General features: G+C 37.4%; 18 protein-coding genes. 15 read left to right on the top strand and 3 right to left on the bottom strand.

The features are described 5' to 3' along the window. Positions 1–142: 142 nt before the first annotated feature. A complete protein-coding gene (locus H6G06_RS21200) occupies positions 143–718 on the bottom strand; it encodes a DUF924 family protein (protein WP_190563749.1) in 576 nt (191 codons plus the stop codon). A gap of 5 nt (positions 719–723) precedes the next feature. Then, on the bottom strand, positions 724–1,281 hold the full coding sequence (locus H6G06_RS21205; RefSeq protein WP_190563751.1) for an SRPBCC family protein: 558 nt from the start codon (positions 1,279–1,281) through the stop codon (positions 724–726). 396 nt (positions 1,282–1,677) lie between these two features. On the opposite strand from H6G06_RS21205, the gene H6G06_RS21210 reads away from it, so the two are divergent. The 14 genes from H6G06_RS21210 (at position 1,678) to lpxD (ending at position 18,599) form a co-directional block, all read left to right on the top strand. Next, positions 1,678–1,872 (top strand): hypothetical protein, encoded by a 195-nt coding sequence (locus H6G06_RS21210; protein WP_190563753.1) that lies wholly within the window; start codon positions 1,678–1,680, stop codon positions 1,870–1,872. 107 nt (positions 1,873–1,979) lie between these two features. Further along, positions 1,980–2,144, top strand: coding sequence for a rubredoxin (gene rd, locus H6G06_RS21215; RefSeq protein WP_190563755.1), 165 nt, complete (start codon positions 1,980–1,982; stop codon positions 2,142–2,144). Between the two features lie 49 nt (positions 2,145–2,193). Beyond that, positions 2,194–3,429, top strand: coding sequence for a BaiN/RdsA family NAD(P)/FAD-dependent oxidoreductase (locus tag H6G06_RS21220; protein ID WP_190563757.1), 1,236 nt, complete (start codon positions 2,194–2,196; stop codon positions 3,427–3,429). Positions 3,430–3,878: 449 nt separating this feature from the next. Continuing rightward, entirely contained in the window at positions 3,879–5,303 is a 1,425-nt protein-coding gene (locus H6G06_RS21225) for a sugar transferase (RefSeq protein WP_190563759.1), read from the top strand. An 18-nt stretch (positions 5,304–5,321) separates the two neighbouring features. Beyond that, on the top strand, positions 5,322–7,583 hold the full coding sequence (locus H6G06_RS21230; RefSeq protein ID WP_190563761.1) for a GumC family protein: 2,262 nt from the start codon (positions 5,322–5,324) through the stop codon (positions 7,581–7,583). A gap of 108 nt (positions 7,584–7,691) precedes the next feature. Further along, positions 7,692–9,029 (top strand): flippase, encoded by a 1,338-nt coding sequence (locus H6G06_RS21235; RefSeq protein WP_190563763.1) that lies wholly within the window; start codon positions 7,692–7,694, stop codon positions 9,027–9,029. 77 nt (positions 9,030–9,106) lie between these two features. Beyond that, on the top strand, positions 9,107–10,027 hold the full coding sequence (locus H6G06_RS21240) for a glycosyltransferase family 2 protein (protein WP_190563765.1): 921 nt from the start codon (positions 9,107–9,109) through the stop codon (positions 10,025–10,027). A gap of 34 nt (positions 10,028–10,061) precedes the next feature. Further along, positions 10,062–11,327, top strand: coding sequence for a glycosyltransferase (locus H6G06_RS21245; RefSeq protein WP_190563950.1), 1,266 nt, complete (start codon positions 10,062–10,064; stop codon positions 11,325–11,327). Between the two features lie 231 nt (positions 11,328–11,558). Further along, a complete protein-coding gene (locus H6G06_RS21250; RefSeq protein WP_190563767.1) occupies positions 11,559–12,797 on the top strand; it encodes an O-antigen ligase family protein in 1,239 nt (412 codons plus the stop codon). Positions 12,798–12,852: 55 nt separating this feature from the next. Beyond that, complete coding sequence (locus H6G06_RS21255) at positions 12,853–13,722, top strand: glycosyltransferase family 2 protein (protein WP_190563768.1); 870 nt, start codon at positions 12,853–12,855, stop codon at positions 13,720–13,722. A 42-nt stretch (positions 13,723–13,764) separates the two neighbouring features. Next, positions 13,765–14,535 (top strand): WecB/TagA/CpsF family glycosyltransferase, encoded by a 771-nt coding sequence (locus tag H6G06_RS21260; protein WP_190563770.1) that lies wholly within the window; start codon positions 13,765–13,767, stop codon positions 14,533–14,535. 26 nt (positions 14,536–14,561) lie between these two features. Then, the gene (locus tag H6G06_RS21265; protein WP_190563772.1) at positions 14,562–15,719 is read left to right on the top strand and encodes a glycosyltransferase family 4 protein; all 1,158 of its coding nucleotides are present in this window, start codon (positions 14,562–14,564) and stop codon (positions 15,717–15,719) included. Between the two features lie 72 nt (positions 15,720–15,791). Further along, positions 15,792–16,988 carry an endo-1,4-beta-xylanase gene (locus H6G06_RS21270; RefSeq protein WP_190563774.1) on the top strand — a complete coding sequence of 399 codons (1,197 nt, stop codon included), beginning with the start codon at positions 15,792–15,794 and terminating at the stop codon, positions 16,986–16,988. Positions 16,989–17,546: 558 nt separating this feature from the next. Continuing rightward, a complete protein-coding gene (gene lpxD, locus H6G06_RS21275; RefSeq protein ID WP_190563776.1) occupies positions 17,547–18,599 on the top strand; it encodes a UDP-3-O-(3-hydroxymyristoyl)glucosamine N-acyltransferase in 1,053 nt (350 codons plus the stop codon). Between the two features lie 148 nt (positions 18,600–18,747). On the opposite strand, the gene H6G06_RS21280 is transcribed toward lpxD, so the two are convergent. Beyond that, positions 18,748–19,260 carry a DUF29 family protein gene (locus H6G06_RS21280; protein WP_190563778.1) on the bottom strand — a complete coding sequence of 171 codons (513 nt, stop codon included), beginning with the start codon at positions 19,258–19,260 and terminating at the stop codon, positions 18,748–18,750. A 120-nt stretch (positions 19,261–19,380) separates the two neighbouring features. Between H6G06_RS21280 and H6G06_RS21285 the strand changes: the two genes are divergently transcribed. Next, the gene (locus tag H6G06_RS21285) at positions 19,381–20,847 is read left to right on the top strand and encodes a YcjF family protein (RefSeq protein ID WP_242039806.1); all 1,467 of its coding nucleotides are present in this window, start codon (positions 19,381–19,383) and stop codon (positions 20,845–20,847) included. Positions 20,848–20,917: the final 70 nt, after the last annotated feature.

The raw sequence follows: 20,917 nt of genomic DNA on the forward strand, positions 1-20,917 counted from the left end.
AGTTAGGAACTAGCTCTTCTGCCCTGGGAGGGGATGTCAGACTAAAGACTTCTGGACGTAAAAATCCACGCTTGTCTGAGGCAATCCCCAATGAATTGGGAAGCCTACACCTTACCGTCAGGTCGGTGTAGATAGTTCACCTCTAAAATTCATTGCCCTCTTGTTGTACAAACTCTTCTTCTTCTGGGGTCGAAATTCGCCCTAAAATTTGATTACGATGAGGAAAGCGCCCAAAACGAGAAATAATTTGCAGATGTTCAAAAGCATATTTAATTGCACTAGCACTGTCAGGATCATGACTAAGTTGCTGAAATAGCTTCACACATTGACGCTGATGAGCTAAGTCTTCACTGTGTTCAAAGGGTAAGTAAATAAACCAGCGTTGTACAGGCAATAGTTCCTGATCATAGCCTTGTGCGACAGCGTGTTGCGCTACTGAAAGTGCTTCCCAGTCAGTTGCGAAGGCTTCTGGGGTATTGCGAAACATATTGCGGGGAAATTGATCTAGCAGCAAAATCAAAGCTAGACAGCTTTGTGGTGCGTTCATCCAATCGTCTAAGTAGCCTGTTGCTGCTTTTTGGTAATCTGCGAGAAAATTGCTGCGGATTTCCCGGTCAAAGTCTGGTTCTTTACTAAACCATATTTGTCGGGGTTTACCGTAACCTGGTTCATCTGGATGACCAAACCAAAGTTCCAAAATAGCTGTTACCTGTGACATTACTGTTATTGACTATTACAAAGCACTTGTCGCATTTTACGCATATTTTCAGGTAACTCCAAGTTCATTGCTTGTTGAATAAAAATTGAGGGGATGGGAATATTCGGTGTTGCTTGGACTGTATAGGCTAACAATGTGCCATTTCCCATGTCTTTGAGTTCTAAGTTGGCATGGAAATCTTGAAAAGTCCCCTTTTCCATGCGAAATTGTATTTGCTGTCCCAAGACTTCGACAACATTGAGGTAAATTTCTACTTGGGCTGTAAAAAACAAAAAAGCTTTCTGTGCTGTTTGATACAGAAATTTTACCTCGCCTTTGGATATTATCTCGCTTTTGGTGATATCAGGGAAATATTGCACCCAACGGGGGTAATCTGTGATCTGCTGCCAGACATGGGAACGCACCAAGGGTAAATACATCGAAGCTGTGACGTTACCACCCCACATAGTATGCGATCGCGTTTGCAGCAAAATTTCACCTTGGATCAGCAAATTTTCCTTGTCTTGACTCCACAACATATCTGAACCTTTAATAGTTGAGTCTGAGATATAAAACGCAGACATATTTATTAGGATCACTCCTCACATCATCTACCAAATAAAGACTGGAAATTGTAAAGCTTTAGATTTGATAGATTTCACGAACCGCACTCAATTCTAATTACAGTTCACTTTGTTCTTATTCTGGACATGATTTAATTTAAGTTTATTCTGCCTAAAAACACTCATATTCTGTATTTACAATTACTGAGTTAGCTAAATTTACGTAAATCACTGTTCTTGCTCCAGACTTGGAGATGAAAATTTGAGTGGATAACGGCTAGAATGACATCAAGGCCATCTAAATCCCAAGTTGCAATCTTTGGTTGTAAGTTTTATCTTAGTTCGGCATTCTACCTTATATTCATGTCTAATTTTGAGTTTAACTGGAAATTTAGCTGAAATTGAGAGGAAAATCGGGTGAACCAATCTTTTTTAAATCGCAAGTTAACCCAAATTTTGGGTATCCTTCTCGGTACTGGAATAGCCTTATTAATACTTAGAGGCTTGGAGATTCTTACTTTTATTCCCGGTGGTGTGATTTTGCTATTGTTGTTGGGAGCGATCGCACTAGGAATTTTCAGTTACTTTCAAAGAAGATTGTGGCGTTTTTAGCCAGATGTAAATTTATTAAATCATTCAGGAGATAGATATATTTCCTAGCCGATATGATAAATGTATATATTTATGCCTATAAACAAAAATCTTTCAGGGGCAAAAAAATGACAAAGTATGTATGTACCGTCTGTGGCTATATATACGACCCAGAAGTAGGCGATGCTGATGGTGGCATAGAACCAGGAACAGCTTTTGAAGATATCCCTGATGATTGGGTGTGTCCAGTCTGCGGTGCAACAAAAGAAGATTTTGAACTGGTGGAAGAGTGAAAATAACCGCTAACCTAGTTAAGTAGGTGCTAGTGAGACATTTTTAAAGTTGTTACCTTTGCAAATTGTAGTTATTGGTGGTGGGGCAGCGGGATTTTTTGGCGCGATTACTGCCGCTGAGAGTAACCCCCAAGCCCAAGTTACTTTAATCGAAGCCAGTCAGCGACCCCTAGCAAAAGTTCTCATTTCCGGTGGGGGAAGGTGTAACGTCACTCATGCTTGTTTTTCTCCTGAAGAGTTAGTTCTAAATTACCCCAGAGGTGGTAAAGCGTTACGGGGTGCTTTTACTCGTTTTCAACCCCTAGACACCGTAGCTTGGTTTGCCGCTCATGGTGTAAATTTAAAAACTGAAGCTGATGGGCGGATGTTTCCCATTACAGATCGTTCCGAAACTATTGCAGAATGTCTGATTAAAGCTGCTTTTACTGCTGGGCTAGAACTGAGTATTGGTACACCTGTCATTTCTGTGCAGCGACAAAACGAAGGTTTTGAAATTATTCTCAGGTCGGGAGAAACTAAATATTGCGAGCGTCTACTTTTAGCTACAGGTAGCAGCTTAATAGGTCATAAAATCGCCAGAGAGTTAGGCCATCACATCGAATCCCCCGTTCCCTCTTTATTTACTTTCAACATTGCTGACCCTAAATTGCAAGCATTAGCAGGAATTAGCGTTAATCCTGTAAACCTGCGTTTATCCGTTGCAGGTAACAAACTATTACAACAAACTGGTCCTTTGTTAATTACCCACTGGGGCGTAAGTGGCCCAGCAGTGCTGAAACTTTCGGCTTGGGGCGCAAGGATACTCCATCAAAACCGCTATCAATGCAAATTAATCATTAATTGGTTGCCAAACTTACAACAAGACGAAGTTAGACAAAGGCTTTTGGGTGTAAAACAGGAATGGGGACAAAAAGCGATCGCTCTCCATCGTGGTGTAGACTTACCCCACAGGCTTTGGCAATATCTCATTGCCCGTATTGGTATTACTACTGAAGACCGTTGGGCTGAAATACCTAACAAGACCTTAAATCAGCTAGTTCAAGAAATTTCTCAGGGAGAATACTTAATTAGTGGCAAAGGTGCATTTAAGGAAGAATTTGTTACCTGTGGGGGTATCAACCTCAAGGAAGTTAACTTTAAGACAATGGAAAGTAAGCTAGTTCCTGGTTTATACTTTGCTGGCGAAATCTTGGATATAGATGGTATCACCGGCGGCTTTAACTTCCAAAGTGCTTGGACAACAGCCTATTTAGCTGGACAGGCAATGGCTAACGAAGAAGAGTGAAAGTTTGATTTAATCATCAACATATTTCGTATGTATTTATACTAGCATTAAATATTAGACATTTTTTATTACTTGCGGAAGTGAAAAATATGTCTTAATATATATGGCAAAAAGCTGTATATTATGAAAATGATAGCTGCTCAATATAGTTTTACTTCACACAATCAAAATAAATTAGACCCCTGTTATAGCCTTAATGTAAATCTTTATTAAAGATACTGATACCCTGATAATATAAAATCATAAAAATGCTACTTTAGACTGATGACAAAGTTTATGGATGTTTACTTCCTAGTAGATACCAGCCTAATGATAGCTGTAATTTCACTTAAGTATACTTAGAAATTAGTTTTACCCATCCGCTTAAGTAGCAGATTAGAAATACTTTCTCAAACCATAAATACGGTTTTATCCAAAAGCTAGTTATCCCATCAAAGGTATATAAAACTATGTTGCAGCAAAGCATACCTAATTTTCAATTAAGTGAAGCAGCATTGGATTTGCGCGCTCCCCTATCCTCCAAAATCAGAAAAGGAGGATGGTGGCTGCGAATATTCACACTAGTGTCAGTAGATTTTACTCTTTTAACAATTGCTTGGATATTAGCTGAATATAGGGCTTTCTGGCATGGAGAAAATTTTTATTCCTCGATGTTAATCACTATTTTTATCCAAATCGGTGCGTTAGCTGTCCAAGGCACTTATGAACCAGGGAATAAGCGTCATGACTATGGGAATATGATTAAAACCATGATTTTTGCTCATGGTATAATTCTGCTAGTCTGTATTTTGTATCAACCAATTGAAGACATTTCCCGTTTCACATTAATCGCGTTTTGGTTTACGAGTACATCTTTGATTTGTAGTGGAAGATTCGGTGTTAATTTGTTACTTGAATATCTGCGAAGCAAAGAAAAATTAGGAAAAAATTCTATTTTTATTATTTGCTCTGAAGATGAAAGAGAACAAATTATCGGCTTTATACAAAAGGAAAACCGTTACAAGATATTAGGGTTTAGCAATTCTGATTCATTAGACAAATCCAATCGTCTGGAAACCTTAGAAAAAATTAATCAATTGGGTGCAACAGAAGTTTTAGTTTCTTGGGATGCTATTAAAAATAGGATGTTTTTATGCTGGCTATTTCAAGCATCTGGAATTATGGTACATATTGTACCAATGGAATTAAAACCAATTTATAGAGATACAGTATTTCATAACATTGGGGGCATGACTTGTTTAAGTTTTGTCTCTCCAGTGCTAACAGGTAGAGATTTCTGGTTGAAGCGGGTTTTTGATTTTTGTTTTTCATCATTATTCCTCCTGTCTACCTTTCCGATATATATAGCTATAGCCATAGCCATCAAATTAGACTCACCAGGACCAATATTTTATAAACAAACCCGCATAGGTTTAAGCAGCCAAGAATTTAAAGTATGGAAATTCCGTACCATGAGAACTGATGCGGACAAAATGCAAAAAGAATTAGAAGCACTAAATGAAACAAAAGATGGCGTTCTTTTTAAAATTAAAGATGATCCTCGCGTCACCCGTGTAGGTAAATTTCTGCGTCGTTATAGCTTGGATGAATTACCACAACTGTTTAATGTGGTTTTGGGAGAAATGAGTTTAGTAGGTCCACGTCCTTTACCGACAAGAGATGTTGATAAGTTTTCTGAACGTCATTTTATCCGACAAGAAGTATTACCAGGAGTAACTGGAATGTGGCAAGTTTCAGGACGTTCAGATATTTTAGACTTTGACCAAGTGATGAAACTTGACCTTAGATACATTGAAAACTGGTCACTTTGGTTAGATTTTCAGATACTCTTCAAGACAGTGCAGGTAGTATTGAAGAAAGAAGGTGCATACTAAAACTGCTTATTTAAAACTATGGACTCTAACAATTACACAGAAGAGATAGACTTTCATCAGTACTGGCTGGTTCTAAAACGGCGTTTCCCACCAGCCGTAGGATTATTTAGCGTTGTTGTTCTCCTATTCGCATCACTAGCTAACTTTCAAAAGTCAAGTTATGAAGTACAAGGTAAACTACTCTTCAAAGTAGATCGTACTTCTTCACTTATAGGAGTTGGGAAAGATGCACAGGATATTCCCATGCAGCTAGATAAGAAAGACCCGATAAGTACAGAAATAGAAGTAATTACTTCTCAACCGCTTTTGCAGAAGACTATTGATGCACTAAAAATCACAGATCTAGCTGGAGTTCCTATCAAAGCTGAAGTATTAAAAAAGCAACTAAAACTGAAAAATATTCCTGGAACTGATGTACTGCAAATTTCTTACAAAAGCAGTAATCCACAGGAAGCAGCCGCACTAGTTAATAATCTCATGAGCCTTTATATCAGAGAAAATATTCTGACAAATAGGGCAGAAGCAACTTTAGCTAGGGAGTTTATTGCTAAACAACTTCCTACGAGTGAAATTACTGTTCAGAAAGCAGAAATGGCTCTGCGCCATTTTAAAGAAAAGAACCAGATTATCTCTTTAGAAGAAGAAGGAAAAAGAGCAGTAGAGGTGATTGCCGAGTTAGACCAAAAAATCAGTATAGCTCAGTCTGAATTGGCAAATGCAAATGCTAGAGCAATTGAACTTAGAAAAAGGTTAGGCTTAGATCCTTTACAAGCGATGAGTTTAATTGCACTCACCGAATCTTCTGGAGTACAGCAAGTCCTGAAAGAACTGCAAAATTTAGAAGAAAACTTAGCTCTGGAACAAAGCCGATATTTAGACTCAACTCCAGAAATTGTTAGTTTGAAAGCTAAAGAAGCCGCAATTAAGGCTGTATTACAAGAGCGGATTAGCCAGATTATTGGTAATAAGCAGCCAGTAGATATCAGTAATTTACAAATAGGAGAACTCAAACAAAAAATAACTTATGATTTTATAGGTACAGAAACACAACGCTTAGGTATAGCTAAAGAATTAAATGCTTTATATAAATCCAAAGCTAGTTATAAAAAACAATTAGACAATTTGCCGAAATTAGAGCAAGATCAGCGAGAGCTAGAAAGAAGATTGAAAGCTGCTCAGTCTACTTATGCAGTTCTTTTAGAGAATTTACAAGAAGCACGAGTTGCAGAAAATAAAAATACCAGTAAAGCTCGTATTATAGAACCAGCAATAGTTCCTGAAAACCCTTCTAATTCTAAAAAAATTATTAAGATAGCATTAGGAATTGTAGTAGGATTTATCTGCGGTATTGCTATCATAATCATTCTGGAAATCCAAGATAAGTCTATTAAAACTCCCAAAGAAATCAAAGGAATATTCAAATATACATTGCTGGCAAGTATTCCTGCTTTGTCACAAAAGAAAAATATTGTTTTGGGTAACAAAAATGTGGAATGGCCGATTCCAGAGCTACCAGTTTTGGACAAACAGCATCAGCAAATAGCAGAGATATATCGCCTCCTCCAGGTTAATCTCAAATTTCTCAGTTCAGAGCAAGCCCTAAAAGTAATTGTAGTCACAAGTGCCGTTCTCAAAGAAGGTAAATCTACAGTTTCGGCAAATTTAGCCGTAGCGATCGCACAGTTAGGTCGTAAAGTCTTATTAGTAGATGCTAATATGCGTCATCCAGTGCAACATCAGATATGGAACATTAATAATACAGTTGGTTTGAGCGATGTGATTGTTGATCAAATAGAATTTGAGGCTGCTATCCAACGAGGAATAGATAATTTAGATGTACTGACCAGCGGGGATATTCCTTTTAATCCTTTATCTCTGCTTGATTCTAAACGGATGGTTTCCTTAATTGAAGATTTTTCTCAAAATTATGATTTTGTGATTATAGATGCCCCTCCACTAGTAGTAGGTGTGGAAGCTTTGACTTTAGGAAAAATGACAGATGGGCTTTTGTTAGTAGCAAGACCAGGAATAATAGATATTACTAGTGCTACTACTGTTAAAGAATCTTTAGATAAATCAAAATCAAATGTTTTAGGTCTTGTTATAAATGGGACGACTTGGGAATCTCAATCAGACAAATACTCCTACTATTTTAGTCCGGCTCCAGTTCAGATAAAGTCTAAGGAGATTAATCAATATCTAATAGATGATCGAAAAAATAGCAAGACTGATCAAAAAGTGAATTTTATAAATGATATTTTCAGCAATTTAAAAAAATAAAAAATTATGAATGGTAGCAAAAAAATATTTCAACAAAGCCAGTTAATTATTATCAAAATATTATCCCCCAATTAAAGATTAACCATCCCTAATTTTATTGGCAACTTCATGTTTAAAAACCTATCTAACATTAGCTCAAAATTAAGTCCTAATTTATATAAATTCATTGGTAACACCGCTTGGTTATTGGCAGATAAAGTGTTGCGAATGGGTGTAGGACTATTTGTAGGACTTTGGGTAGCTCGTTATTTAGGTCCAGAAAAATTTGGTATCTATAACTATGCGATCGCCTTTGTCTCAATGCTGACTCCCCTCTCAACCTTGGGACTAGATCAAATTGTTATCCGTAATATTATTCGTGATCCCCAGGAGAGAAATCAAGTTCTTGGTACTGCATTTATTCTCAAATTTATTGGTGGTCTAGTTACTTTAACATTGACAATTTGTGGAATTGGCCTACTTCGTCCTGGAGATATTTCTATTCGTTCATTAGTAGGAATTATCGCTATCGGCACGCTTTTTCAAGCATTTGATACAATTGATTTTTTCTTTCAATCCCAGCAGCAGTCAAAATATACAGTTTTTGCTAGAGGGATAGCATTTGCTTTAAGTAGTCTTGGTAAGATAGTGCTAATTCAAATCCAAGCACCTCTGATCATGTTTGCGGGGATTTGGTCAGTCGAACTTGCTTTTGGAGCAGTTGGACTAGTATTTGCATATCACTTACAGGGTCATATTATCAAAAATTGGCGATATAACTTTAATTATGCCAAAAATTTACTTCAAGATAGTTGGACGCTAATTTTTTCTAGCATTGTCATCATGATCTATATGCGAATAGACCAGATTATGTTAGGACAGATGATTGGCGACCAAGAAGTAGGAATTTATTCCGCTGCTGTCAAAATATCAGAACTGTGGTATTTTGTTCCTATTTCTATTGCTAACTCAGCCTTCCCGGCAATTTTAGAAGCAAAAAAAACTAGTGAAAAACTTTATTATCAACGTCTAGAAAAACTGCTAGGATTAATGGCTTTATTATCCTATGCAGTAGCTCTACCAATCTGTCTCATATCTAAAGATATAGTCACTTTATTATATGGTCAAGGTTATGAAGAAGCAGGATTAATATTAACAACTCATATATGGACTGGTGTATTTGTCTCATCAGGTTTAGTGAGAAGCTTATGGACGACCACGGAAGGCTTCATGAAATTTGCTTTAGCCTCCACTACAATCGGCGCATTTATAAATATTGTCTTGAATTATTTTTTGATTAAAACTTATCACGGCTTAGGAGCAGCAATAGCTACAGTAATTGCTCAATTCTTCGCATCTTATGCCAGTAATTTATTTTTCCCACCTACCAGAAAAATATTCATCTATCAAACTAAATCATTGCTGTTGTTACCTTTTTTAAAGGTAATACAGAAAAAATTTAATTAAAATTTATTTTTGGAAGATAAAGCACAAGTTATTATGTATAATTATTTTTATTATCTGAATATTTATTGGAAAAACATATGTCGCATTTTCAACTTCAAACCCCTATCATTTTCATGATATTTAAGCGTCCAGATACTACCCAAAAAGTATTTGAAGCTATTCGTCAAGCCAAGCCATCAAAACTCTTAGTGATTGCTGATGGCCCTCGTCCAGACAGACCAGAAGAACTAGAACAATGTACTGCTACCAGAGAAATTATCGAGCAAGTGGACTGGGAATGTGAAGTTCTAAAGAACTACTCAGAACAAAATTTAGGGTGCAGAAAGCGAATTCCTAGCGGTTTAAATTGGGCATTTGAGCAAGTGGAAGAAGCAATTATTTTAGAAGATGACTGTTTGCCACATCCCACATTTTTTCGGTTTTGCCAGGAAATGTTAGATTACTATCGGCATGATACGAGAATTGGGTCTATCAGTGGAGACAATACTCCGCTAGGATATAGACGCACTAACGATAGTTATTATTTTTCTATCTATAATCGCTGTTGGGGATGGGCAACTTGGAAAAGAGTTTGGAAAAATTACGATGTAGATATGAAGCAATGGCCTCTATTTAGGGACAATAATTGGCTGCGTGATATCTTACTGGATGATTATGCAGTTAAAGTTTGGACAAACATTTTTAACTCTAATTATGATAACTTAAATGTTTGGGATTATCAATTTATGTTTTCACTCTGGATACAAGGCTATCTAAACATTATTCCTAATGTTAATCTGGTTTCTAATATTGGTTTTGGTGAGGGTGGAACTAACACATTCAATAGTGAAGATACCAGGGCTAATGTTCCTACTCAGTCCATGAATTTTCCTATTGAACATCCACCATTTTTAATTCGCGATACTCTTGCAGATGCTTTCACCCAAAAAAATGTTTACAATCCTTACAGTTTTCCCAAACGCATTAAAACTAAACTGAAAAAAATCTTTAAAGCCTAAAGTTTATTTACTATCTATATATCAATTCATGGACATTCAACCTCTAATTTTAAGTTTTTCCGATATCGAAGGTGGTGCAGCTCGTGCTACTTATCGATTACATCAAGGGTTACAGAGCATCGGTATCAAATCTCAAATGTTGGTACAAAAAAAATTGACCGATGACCAAGCAGTATCAGCGCCTAAAAACAATTTTGTTCGTAGTCTAGCTGGAACAAGAATTACCCTCGATGTTACGCCCCTAAAAATGTATCCTCGTCGCAATAAAGCTCTATTTTCTCCACAGTGGTTACCGGACAGAGTAAATCGTAATGTTGCCAAAATTGCTCCTAATATTATTAATTTGCATTGGATTAATGCTGGATATATACGCATAGAAACAATTGCTCAAATAAAGCAACCTTTAGTCTGGACTCTGCAAGATATGTGGGCGTTTACAGGTGGTTGCCATTACAGTCAAGAGTGCGATCGCTACACAGAATCCTGCGGAGCTTGTCCGCAACTAGACAGCAATAAAAATTGCGACCTATCTAGCTGGATATGGCAGCGCAAAGCCAAAGCCTGGAAAAATCTTGATCTAACCATAGTTACAACCAGTTCATGGATGAGCAAATGTGCAAGTTCTAGTTCCCTATTTAGAAATTTACCAATTGAAGTTATTCCCACCGGACTTGATACGAAAGTCTATAAACCCATTAATCAAAAATGGGCTAGAGAAGTTTTACAATTACCCCTAGATAAGCAACTCATTCTTTTTGGTTCTCTCAATGCCACAAGTGATAAAAGAAAAGGATTTCACTTATTAAAAGAAGCCCTACAAGGCTTAAGTTCAAAAAAAAGTCTAGATAATTTAGAGTTAGTAGTTATTGGTGCTTCTCATGCGGAAAAATCTCTTGATATTGGCTTCAAAACTCATTATTTAGGTACATTCCATGATGATATTTCTCTAGCTATGGCTTATTCAGCCGCAGATGTATTTGTCTTACCCTCCACTGAGGATAACTTGCCTAATACGATTATGGAAGCTATGGCATGTGCTACACCTTGTGTTGGTTTTAATGTGGGTGGTATACCTGACATGATTACTCATGAGAAAAATGGTTATTTAGTCCAAGCTTATAACACCCAAGACTTAGCGCAAGGGATTATGTGGGTATTAGAAGATGAGGAACGACATCACAAATTATCGTATCAAGCTCGTGAGAAAGCAGAACAGGAATATGCTCTAGAAATTCAAGCTAGTCGCTACGCATCTCTTTTTAGTAAGATTTTGTCTTCCCAGAAACAGCATCATATTTAACTTTTAAGCCGTTATAGGATATTTTTCAATCCTAATTTACGGTTCTTATGGGTGATTACAAGTTATGGCTATACAATCCTCAGTATGTTAGCAAATGGCTAATTTTACATTAGTCTACAAGTCTGTACTTTGCTTGTGTAGTAGCGTCTTAATCTACGGTAGACATAGCCTCTGTAATATTCACCTAATACTTTTGAAGCATCCTCTTAGTCAATTAGGAGTCCTAAACAATTGATTAATAAGGTTTTACAGAATTTATTCAGAGGCTTAGAGGTAAGTATAGGTGTCTTATTACTTTTGTTTGCTGATAATCTCAACATACCTAGCAATGTAGGAACCGCCTTAAATGCACTCACTTATCCAATTGTTTTAATTTTGGTTATTAGTCAAAGCAAGCGTATTATTTATATTTTGAGCAAAGATGTATCTTTGGTGTTTTTAGTCATGCTTGCTTTGTTATCAAATATATGGTCTCAATCCATTGATATCACCTCTCTTCAGAGTAGAGCTTTATTACGTAACACTTTATTTGCTACTTACTTAGCCGCCCGCTACTCACCTGTAGAAATGATTCGCTTGCTGTCTTCGAGCATGAGTATATCAATAATTATGAGTATAACTCTGGGGATAGCTATGCCATCTATTGGTACTGAGATTGTTAATGGTCTTCTTACTTGGAGGGGCATTTATTCATTCAAGCAATTTCTAGGTCGAGTTATGGCAATATCATCAGTGGTTTTTTTGATTAGAAGCTTGGACAAAAAATATAATCGGTTGTTTTCATGCCTGGGACTTAGCTCTAGTATAATGCTAATTTTATTATCTCAAAGCAGAACATCTTTAATACTATTAATAACCGCTATATTCCTATTGCCTGTATACAAAATACTCACCCAATCCACCAAAATACGGATAATTCTTTTTATTATTTTTGGCATAGCTTGCATTAGTGTGATGGCTATAATTTTACCTAATCTTGAATTTATAGTAGTAGATTTATTAGGTAAAGATATGGAATTTAATGGGCGAACTCCAATATGGACTTTAACTATAGAAAAAGGTTTAGAGCGGCCTTTTTTTGGATATGGTTATGCTGGATTTTGGAAATCAGATGATGCTCTTTACGTACTCAATAACACTTGGGGTGGAAGTATTATGGCTAAAACAGGAGCCTTTCATGCTCACAATGGTCTTTTAGATATATTTATGCAATTAGGTTTTGTAGGACTAGGACTGTTTATTATTAACTTAATAAGTTTATGTTATAGAGTAATTAAAATAATTATAGCTACTAAAACATTAGAAAGCTTTTGGATGCTACAAATTATTGTTATAAAAATGATTTTAAATCAAGTAGAAGTTATTACTATTCTTTCACCAAATAACATTTTTTGGATTCTTTATGTCTATATAGCTTTTTCATCTGCTGTTTGGTATAGGCGGCTATGTCACAATCAGCCAGCTATATAGGTAGCTAAAATAAATCAGAAAAAATTATTCAAATCTAGAGGAGTATATCAAGTAAATGAATAGGTCCAATTTAGCCATAATTATGACTTGCCATAACAGAAAAGAAATAACATTAGCTTGTCTGCAAGAACTGTACCAACAAAATGTGAAAGTTGACGTTTATCTAGTAGATGATGGCAGTTCTGATGGCACATCAAATAGTGTCCGAGATTCATATCCTGAAGTCAATATACTGCAAGGAAATGGCAACCTTTTTTGGGGGGGAGGAATGCGATTGGCATTTGGGGAGGCACTTAAACAGGAATACGAATTTTACATATGGTTGAATGACGATACAATGCTCACTCCTGATGCCATTAATAAATTACTGCAAATTCACAATCATCTAGCACAGCAGGGTCATAGGGATACGATCATTGTCGGCTCCACACAAGATCCAATTACAGGATCAGCAACCTATGGTGGTGCAGTGCGCTCAAAGCATTGGTATTCAAACAAATTCGAGTTTGTTGCACCAGGTGAAGAACCACAGCAGTGCGACACAATGTATGGTAATTGCGTACTTATTCCCAATTCAGTCGCTCAAAAAGTCGGTAATTTAGACCCTGCCTTCATTCATACTTTCGGTGATCTTGACTACGGACTCAGGGCAAAAAAATTGGGCTGCACTGTCTGGACGGCACCTGGATATATAGGTAGTTGTTCCAAGAATTCAGTCCGCGACAGTTGGGCAGATACCAAACTTCCCATCCATAAACGTCTGCAAAAAGTAACTCAAATCAAAGGGTTTCCAGTGCGTGCATGGACTATATTTACCCGCAGACATTCAGGCCCTTTTTGGTATCTTTATTGGTTTCTACCGTATATCAGAGCAATCATTGGCTACAAAAATTTACAAGTCTCAGCCACCTTTGCCGAGGATTAATTTTACCAAGCTGCTGAGTTTCCCACTTAACCCAGTCACCTTATGAATCAAACATCATACAATTTTTTAGGCATTCACGCCCAGGCGTTGACTATTACCGAACTTAATTCGCTCATCGGGACAGCGGTCAAACAGGATGAAAAGTGGATAATTGCCAATCATAATTTACACAGTCTATATCTATATCATCACCAGCCCAAAATGCAGGACTTTTATGCCAAAGCAGATTACACACATATAGATGGTATGGCCTTGGTACTACTAGGGCAGCGTCTTGGACTGCCTTTACAACGTGAACACAGAGTTACCTATGCAGACTGGGTATGGCCTCTCATGGCAGATGCCAGCCAACAAGGATGGCGGATTTTTTATTTAGGATCGAAACCAGGAGTAGCTGAAACAGGAGCTACTATCCTCCGAAATAAGTTTCCTGGTTTAGAAATAATGACCACTCATGGCTACATCAATCCTAGTGCAGATAGCCAAGAAAACCAGGAAGTTTTAGCAAAAATTAAGGCTTATCAACCACACATATTGATGGTAGGTATGGGTATGCCCCGGCAGGAAAACTGGATTCTCGATAACCTAGAACAGATTTGTGCCAACGTTATTCTTCCTAGCGGTGCTTGTATAGACTACGTAGCCGGTGCAATACCTACTCCTCCCCGTTGGATGGGGCGGTTGGGATTTGAGTGGCTATACCGCTTGTTGAGTGAACCGAAAAGGCTGTGGAAACGCTATCTACTCGAACCTTGGTTTATCCTCAAACTATTCTTACAGGAAATGTTGATTAAGCAGTTTAAAACTAATTAACTGCATACCTGACAAACAATAATTTATTGAATATGCGGTTACTAATTGTCTCTACTCTCGATTCTGACCAACCATTTGGAGCATTCACTAGACCTTTTTATCTCGGACAGTATCTAGCTAAACACTTTGATTTATGTCAGATGGGATTAAATTGTGCCAGGGTTGATTACGCAAAATCTGTGTCTGTCGGTTCTAGAAGTTTATTGGCTTATGTACGGGCAGTACAAAAATACATCACTGAATTTAGTCCAGATATTATCTACGCCCAAGAGACATTACCAGGATTAGCAGCTTTAATTGCTGTCACCCTGAGCAGATACAAAAAATGCCATTTGGTGTTTGATTTTCATACTCTTTCTGCTTTTGAATACTGGACTCGCCTTTCTTCTACTACTAATAAATTTCAAGAATTTAAGCAATTTATTAAAACCTACATTGCTCAAGGAATACTGTTATTCGCAAATTGTTCTGTCATTGCCGCGAGTGCTGGAACTGTGCAAATGATTCCGCAATGGTATCCCACTAGATCAAGCAAGATTTATAGTGTGGGAAATGGAGTTTCTGAAGATTTATTGCAAGCTCCATTTGTTTCTACCCCAGATCCCTATCAGCATTTGCGTCCTGCAAAAATTGCCGTTGTAATTGCTCCCAAAACATATCAATTTCCTAGTAATGATATGTCAGTTGATATGACAATAGAAGTTGCTAGACATCTGCAAGATGAGATGCAAGAGATTCATTTTGTTGTCATTGGCAGAAATGCAGAAGATTTAAAATCATCTTTACCTGCAAATATTACTTTTATTGGCTTTTTGCAAAGTCGCAGCGATTTTATTGCTCATTTAGCTCACGCCGATATTTGCTTATTGCCATTTCCTGAAACTGCGGTTGCTGGTGGTGCGCGTAATAAAGCACTAGATTTTTTAGCACTAAAAAAATTAGTTATATCAACACCCGAAGGGATGAGAGGTTTAGAAGAATTTCGCCACCAGGAACATCTTATAGTTACGGGTTACGCTGTGGAAGAATTCGCTCACACTGTCCAAGAAGCATCTGCAAATTTACCAAAATATCAGCCTCTAGCAGATACAGCTTATTTATTAATTCAAAATCAGTATTCTTGGCAGTCAATGGCTGATCAGGTAGCTGATATATTCAACAATCAAGTACATAAGAAAATTTGATGAGATAAATGTCTGGAATGACACTAAAATATACGCAATTTTACTAATAAAAATGGCGGCAGAAGATTGCAAATGACAAAAAAAATACTACTCAACCGAAGACAAATTTTACAATTAGGGCTAGGAAGTTTAGCTGGAATAGGAACTTTAGCATTAGGTCGAGCTAAATCTTGGAGCAAACAAATCAGCTCCCTGGATAATCCAAATAGAAAGTTTACAGTTATTGGTACAGCTTCATTAAAAGAACGCGCCGCAGATAAAGGTTTATTTTATGGATCAGCAGCTAGAAATAATCCTCTATCGTCTGATCAAACGTTTATAGCTAATTTTATTCAAGAGTGTGGCATATTAGTCCCGGAATGGGACCAAAAATGGACAAGTTTGCGCCCCAATATATCCACATTTGACTTTACTTATGCTGATCGTTTAGCTAAGTTTGCAAAATCTCACGATATGTTGTTACGAGGCCATACTTTAGTTTGGCACCAAAACTTACCAGCATGGTTTCAGGAAGAGGTCAATGGCAGCAATGTTGAACAAATTTTGCAGCAACATATTAATACAGTAGTTGGACGTTATGCTGGAAAAATACACTCCTGGGATGTAGTTAACGAGGCAATTAATGTTAAGGATGGACGTTCTGACGGTTTGCGTCAAACCCCCTGGTTGCAACTTATGGGTCCTGATTATCTGGATTTCGCTTTTCGGGCAGCAGCAGCAGCCGATCCAAAAGCTTTGTTGGTATATAATGAATATGGTTTAGATTACGATTCTAGGGATGACAAAGCCAAGAGAAGTGCTGTTTTGAAACTATTAGAAGGTTTAAAATCAAAAGGTACGCCCATACACGCTCTGGGTATACAAGGTCACTTAAATGGTGCTGGTAACTTCTTATTCAACCCCCGAAAATTCAGGTCTTTTCTGCGTGATGTAGCATCACTTGGTCTCAAAATAATAATCACAGAATTAGATGTATTAGATAAAGACTTACCTAAAAATATCAGTAAGCGTGATCGCATCGTAGCGGCAGCCTATGAAGATTATCTCTCAGCTGCATTGCAGGAAAAAGCAGTAATTGGCGTTCTCACTTGGGGACTGAGCGATCGCTATACTTGGCTGGCAGAGGACAACTCCTCTGGAGAACGTCTCTCATTACCATTCTCATTAAGACCCCTGCCTTTAGATGTTAACGGCAACCGCAAATTGGTCTGGAATGCGATCGCACGGGCTTTTGACCAAGCACCCATGCGTTTACCCCATTCCTCTTGATGATCAAACATAGTTTGCAAGAGTTTGATAACAATTTTGCACAGGTCTTGATTATACAGCGTATTCCAGGCTGCTAGCAGTAAAAATAAAGAGTGAAAAACCTATGCACCAAGATGATTTTACTACTGACCACTACTGTTTTCAGGAGTCTATCAGCCATATTTGATACTTCCTTTTCAGGCTCTTGAGTACATAATATGCAAAATCTGAAAAAAAAATCTTATAAAGCTTGCTACGTATAAGAAATAAGCCATATTTTTGAATATTATGGCAAAATATTCTCTCTTTCCCTTGTTCCCTGTTAAGAGTTCCCTGTTCCCTCTTACCGACTGGTAATTTAGCATAACAAGTACCGAAGATCCCCTTTTCATAACTAATTTCTTAAATTATTTTATTCTCAGGATGGATTTAGAAATGCAAATTTAGGGAACATTAAAGAAGAAGCCATTATTTCTATTTTATGGGGAAAGATAAATGAGTTTTAAGGATTATGAATACAATAAAAGTTAAGTTTTGAAAAAGTGGACATTGGATAAAGTAGTTTGGAGATAAATCTTAATGCTATTAAGTAAAATTATTCATCATTTCAGTGATTTAGTTAACGATCACAGTCTCACCTCTAACCCAGAACTAAACCCAGAAATTACCGGAGTTGCAGCTATAGATGAAGCTACAAACGGTACTATCAGCTATGTAGAAGGAGGAAAATTTGCCTCTTTCATCAATTCTACAGACGCTAGTGCTTTAATTTTACCCCTAAATGAAAAATTGCATCAGCAAGCCACAGAAAGGGGTATAGCCTGGTTAGCAACCCCAGAACCACGCTTATTATTTGCTCAAGCGATCGCTCTTTTTTACCAACCATATCAACCAACCCCAGAAATTCATCCCACCGCAGTTATTCACCCCACCGCCAAAATCGGTAATGATGTTTATATGGGCGCTCATGTTGTCATTTCTCAAGGTGCTGAAATTGGTCATGGTGTAATTGTTCATCCCAATGTCGTTATTTATCCAGATGCAACAATAGGCGATCGCACCATCTTACACGCTAACTGTAGCATCCATGAACGTACCCAAATCGGTGCAGATTGCGTAATTCATAGCGGTGCTGTCATCGGTGCAGAAGGTTTTGGGTTTGTACCTACCCGGACAGGTTGGCTAAAAATGGAACAGTCTGGTTATACCGTCTTAGAAGACGGCGTAGAAATAGGTTGTAACAGTGCAGTAGACCGTCCCGCAGTAGGAGAAACCCGCATTGGCAAAAATACGAAAATAGACAACTTAGTGCAGATAGGACATGGGTGTCAAATTGGTGCAGGTTGTGCTATCGCTGGACAAGCGGGAATGGCCGGAGGTGTGAAATTAGGAAACCGAGTCATTTTAGCCGGACAAAGCGGAATAGCGAATCAGGTCAAAATCGGAGATGGTGCGATCGCATCTGCTCAAGCAGGTATTCACAGTGATATTGCACCCGGAGAAATAGTTTCTGGCTCTCCAGCTTTACCACATAAATTATACCTGAAAGTATCTGCTGTTTATAGCCGTCTACCAGATATATATCAATCGCTCAAACAATTGCAACGTCAACTAGGGAAAAAGTCGGATTAATTTTGTTGGAGAACAGGTATCTTACCTGTTCTAATTTAGCACAATTTTGTGATGTTTGTTAACAATAAAGGTCAAAATATAGTGACAATTGCTAATTTGATTGTTGATAAAATTACAGATTTTACTAATTTGGAATTAGGCAACAATTCTAGCTATTACTCCAATCTTCACCCCCTGGTAATTGAGTAAGATAATCATCTATAACATCTGGCAATTCTCTATTTGTATAGTTATAGGTCATCGTTAATAATTCAGATACATTTAATATTAATTGGGGTTTATTTAACATCTGCGAAATTTCTTTTCGTTTTAATTTACCATTCAAAACCTCTAAACTTGCATCTGCTATTGCTGGTGTCATTTCATCTTCTAGGTAAATTTGCCATTCATCTTGATTGACGTAATAAAATTTTTTATTATCTTTGAGATTCACATCTTGAATCTCTAAAATTGCATAACGAATAGAAGCAGCCCAAGAATTTGTTAATCGCTGTTCTATTTGATTCTTAATTAAATGTATGAGCAGAATCTTTAAAAAAGATTTAATCTGTCGCAAAATAGCCTTTTTACTCATTCCCTCTAGTTCATCCACAATTGCCAAAGCATCTGTATAACGTCCTTCTACAATGCTATTTCTGAGGTCGATTAATTCCTGTGTCATCTGTATTAACCTCAAACTATAAACAAGTGAATATTTATTTATCCAGTCTATGATTGTATTTTATAGTTAAATCTGTTCATTTGTCTAACTCAAACAAGCAGGTTTTGATCTATTCTGAAGATGAAGCCATCACAAGCGCGGAGACTGAAAATTGTGAAGTTACATAAACCAATATTGGTGGGAGGACTAGGTTTGTCCTTCTCCCTGTGGATGTTAGACAGCTGGCATGATTCAATAGTACAGGTAGGAGAGTTTGCCCTGTTGAGTGCTTTAGCTGTTGGTGGGGGTTTCTGGTTATTGCAGAAAAATCGCCCCCAATGGGGTGAACAGCTAGATAATATAGTTGTAGATAGGGCATCTGTAGAAAGTGCAATAAATAAAACTGAGGTTGTCATTAACCAACTGGCACAAGAAGCAGTCAACCATCCAAACTTAACAACCCTACGAGAACAACTTGCTAAGTTAACCTTAGAGTTAGATAGACGAGAAATTCAAGTTGCTGTTACTGGTGGAAAATCGGTAGGTAAAAGTACGGTTATTCAAATTCTCAAGAATGTAGAAACTTTATCTACAACGTCTCTACAATATACAGAAACAGCACCTTTATTTGCAGGACTGAGTGAAAATTCTGATGCAGTCGCATTATCAGAACTGCAAAAATTTGATTTTGTCTTATTTCTTACCAATGGAGATTTGACAGATTCAGAATTTCAAGTTTTGCAACAACTAAAAGCAGAAAAACAATCAACATTGCTGGTTTTCAACAAACAAGACCAGTATCAACTAGATGAACGTGGGACAATTTTACAATCTTTAAAACAGCGAATCTCAGGTAATGTAGTCGCAACTTCAGCTTCTCCCTTACCGGTGAAAGTGAGAAAACATGAACCTGATGGTACTGTGCAAGAATGGATGGAACAACCAAAACCAGATGTTCAACAGTTGACACAGCAGTTAGAAGAAGTTTTAGCACAGCAAGGACAGCAGCTAGTTTGTACAACAACGATGCGAAAAGTGCTGTTACTCAAAGCTGAAGCGAAAAATTGTTTAAATAGCATCAGGCGCGATCGCTCTACACCCATCATAGAACAAAATCAGTGGATAGCTGCTGCTGCTGCTTTTGCTAACCCAATTCCCGCTTTGGATATTTTAGCAACTGCGGCCATTAATGCCCAAATGGTAATGGATTTAGGTAATATTTATCAACAAAAAATTTCCTTAGAACAGGCACAACAAGTAGCCGGAACAATGGGAAGCTTAATGTTGAAATTAGGTTTAGTAGAATTATCTACACGGGCTGTTACTGGTATTCTCAAAACTAACGCTGTCACCTTCGTTGCTGGGGGAATGGTGGAAGGAGTGAGTGCTGCTTATTTAACCAGACTTGCTGGTTTAAGTTTAGTTGAGTATTTTGAACAGCAAGAAATAGCATTAGAAACAGGAAATGGTTTGAACCTGGAAAAATTACGCCAAGTTCTACAAACAGTATTCCAGCAAAATCAAAAATTGGCTGTTTTGGAAGCTTTTGTTAAGCAAGGTGTGAAACGGTTGTTACCGGAAGCAAAACCAGTTGGAGTTGTTGGATAGTTTTGCACCAAATCATAAATTTGCAACCCGCTTTCACTGGAGTAATTCCTAAATAAAAAGCGGGTTTTAT

This window comes from Anabaena sphaerica FACHB-251 (assembly GCF_014696825.1).
GTDB lineage: Bacteria > Cyanobacteriota > Cyanobacteriia > Cyanobacteriales > Nostocaceae > RDYJ01.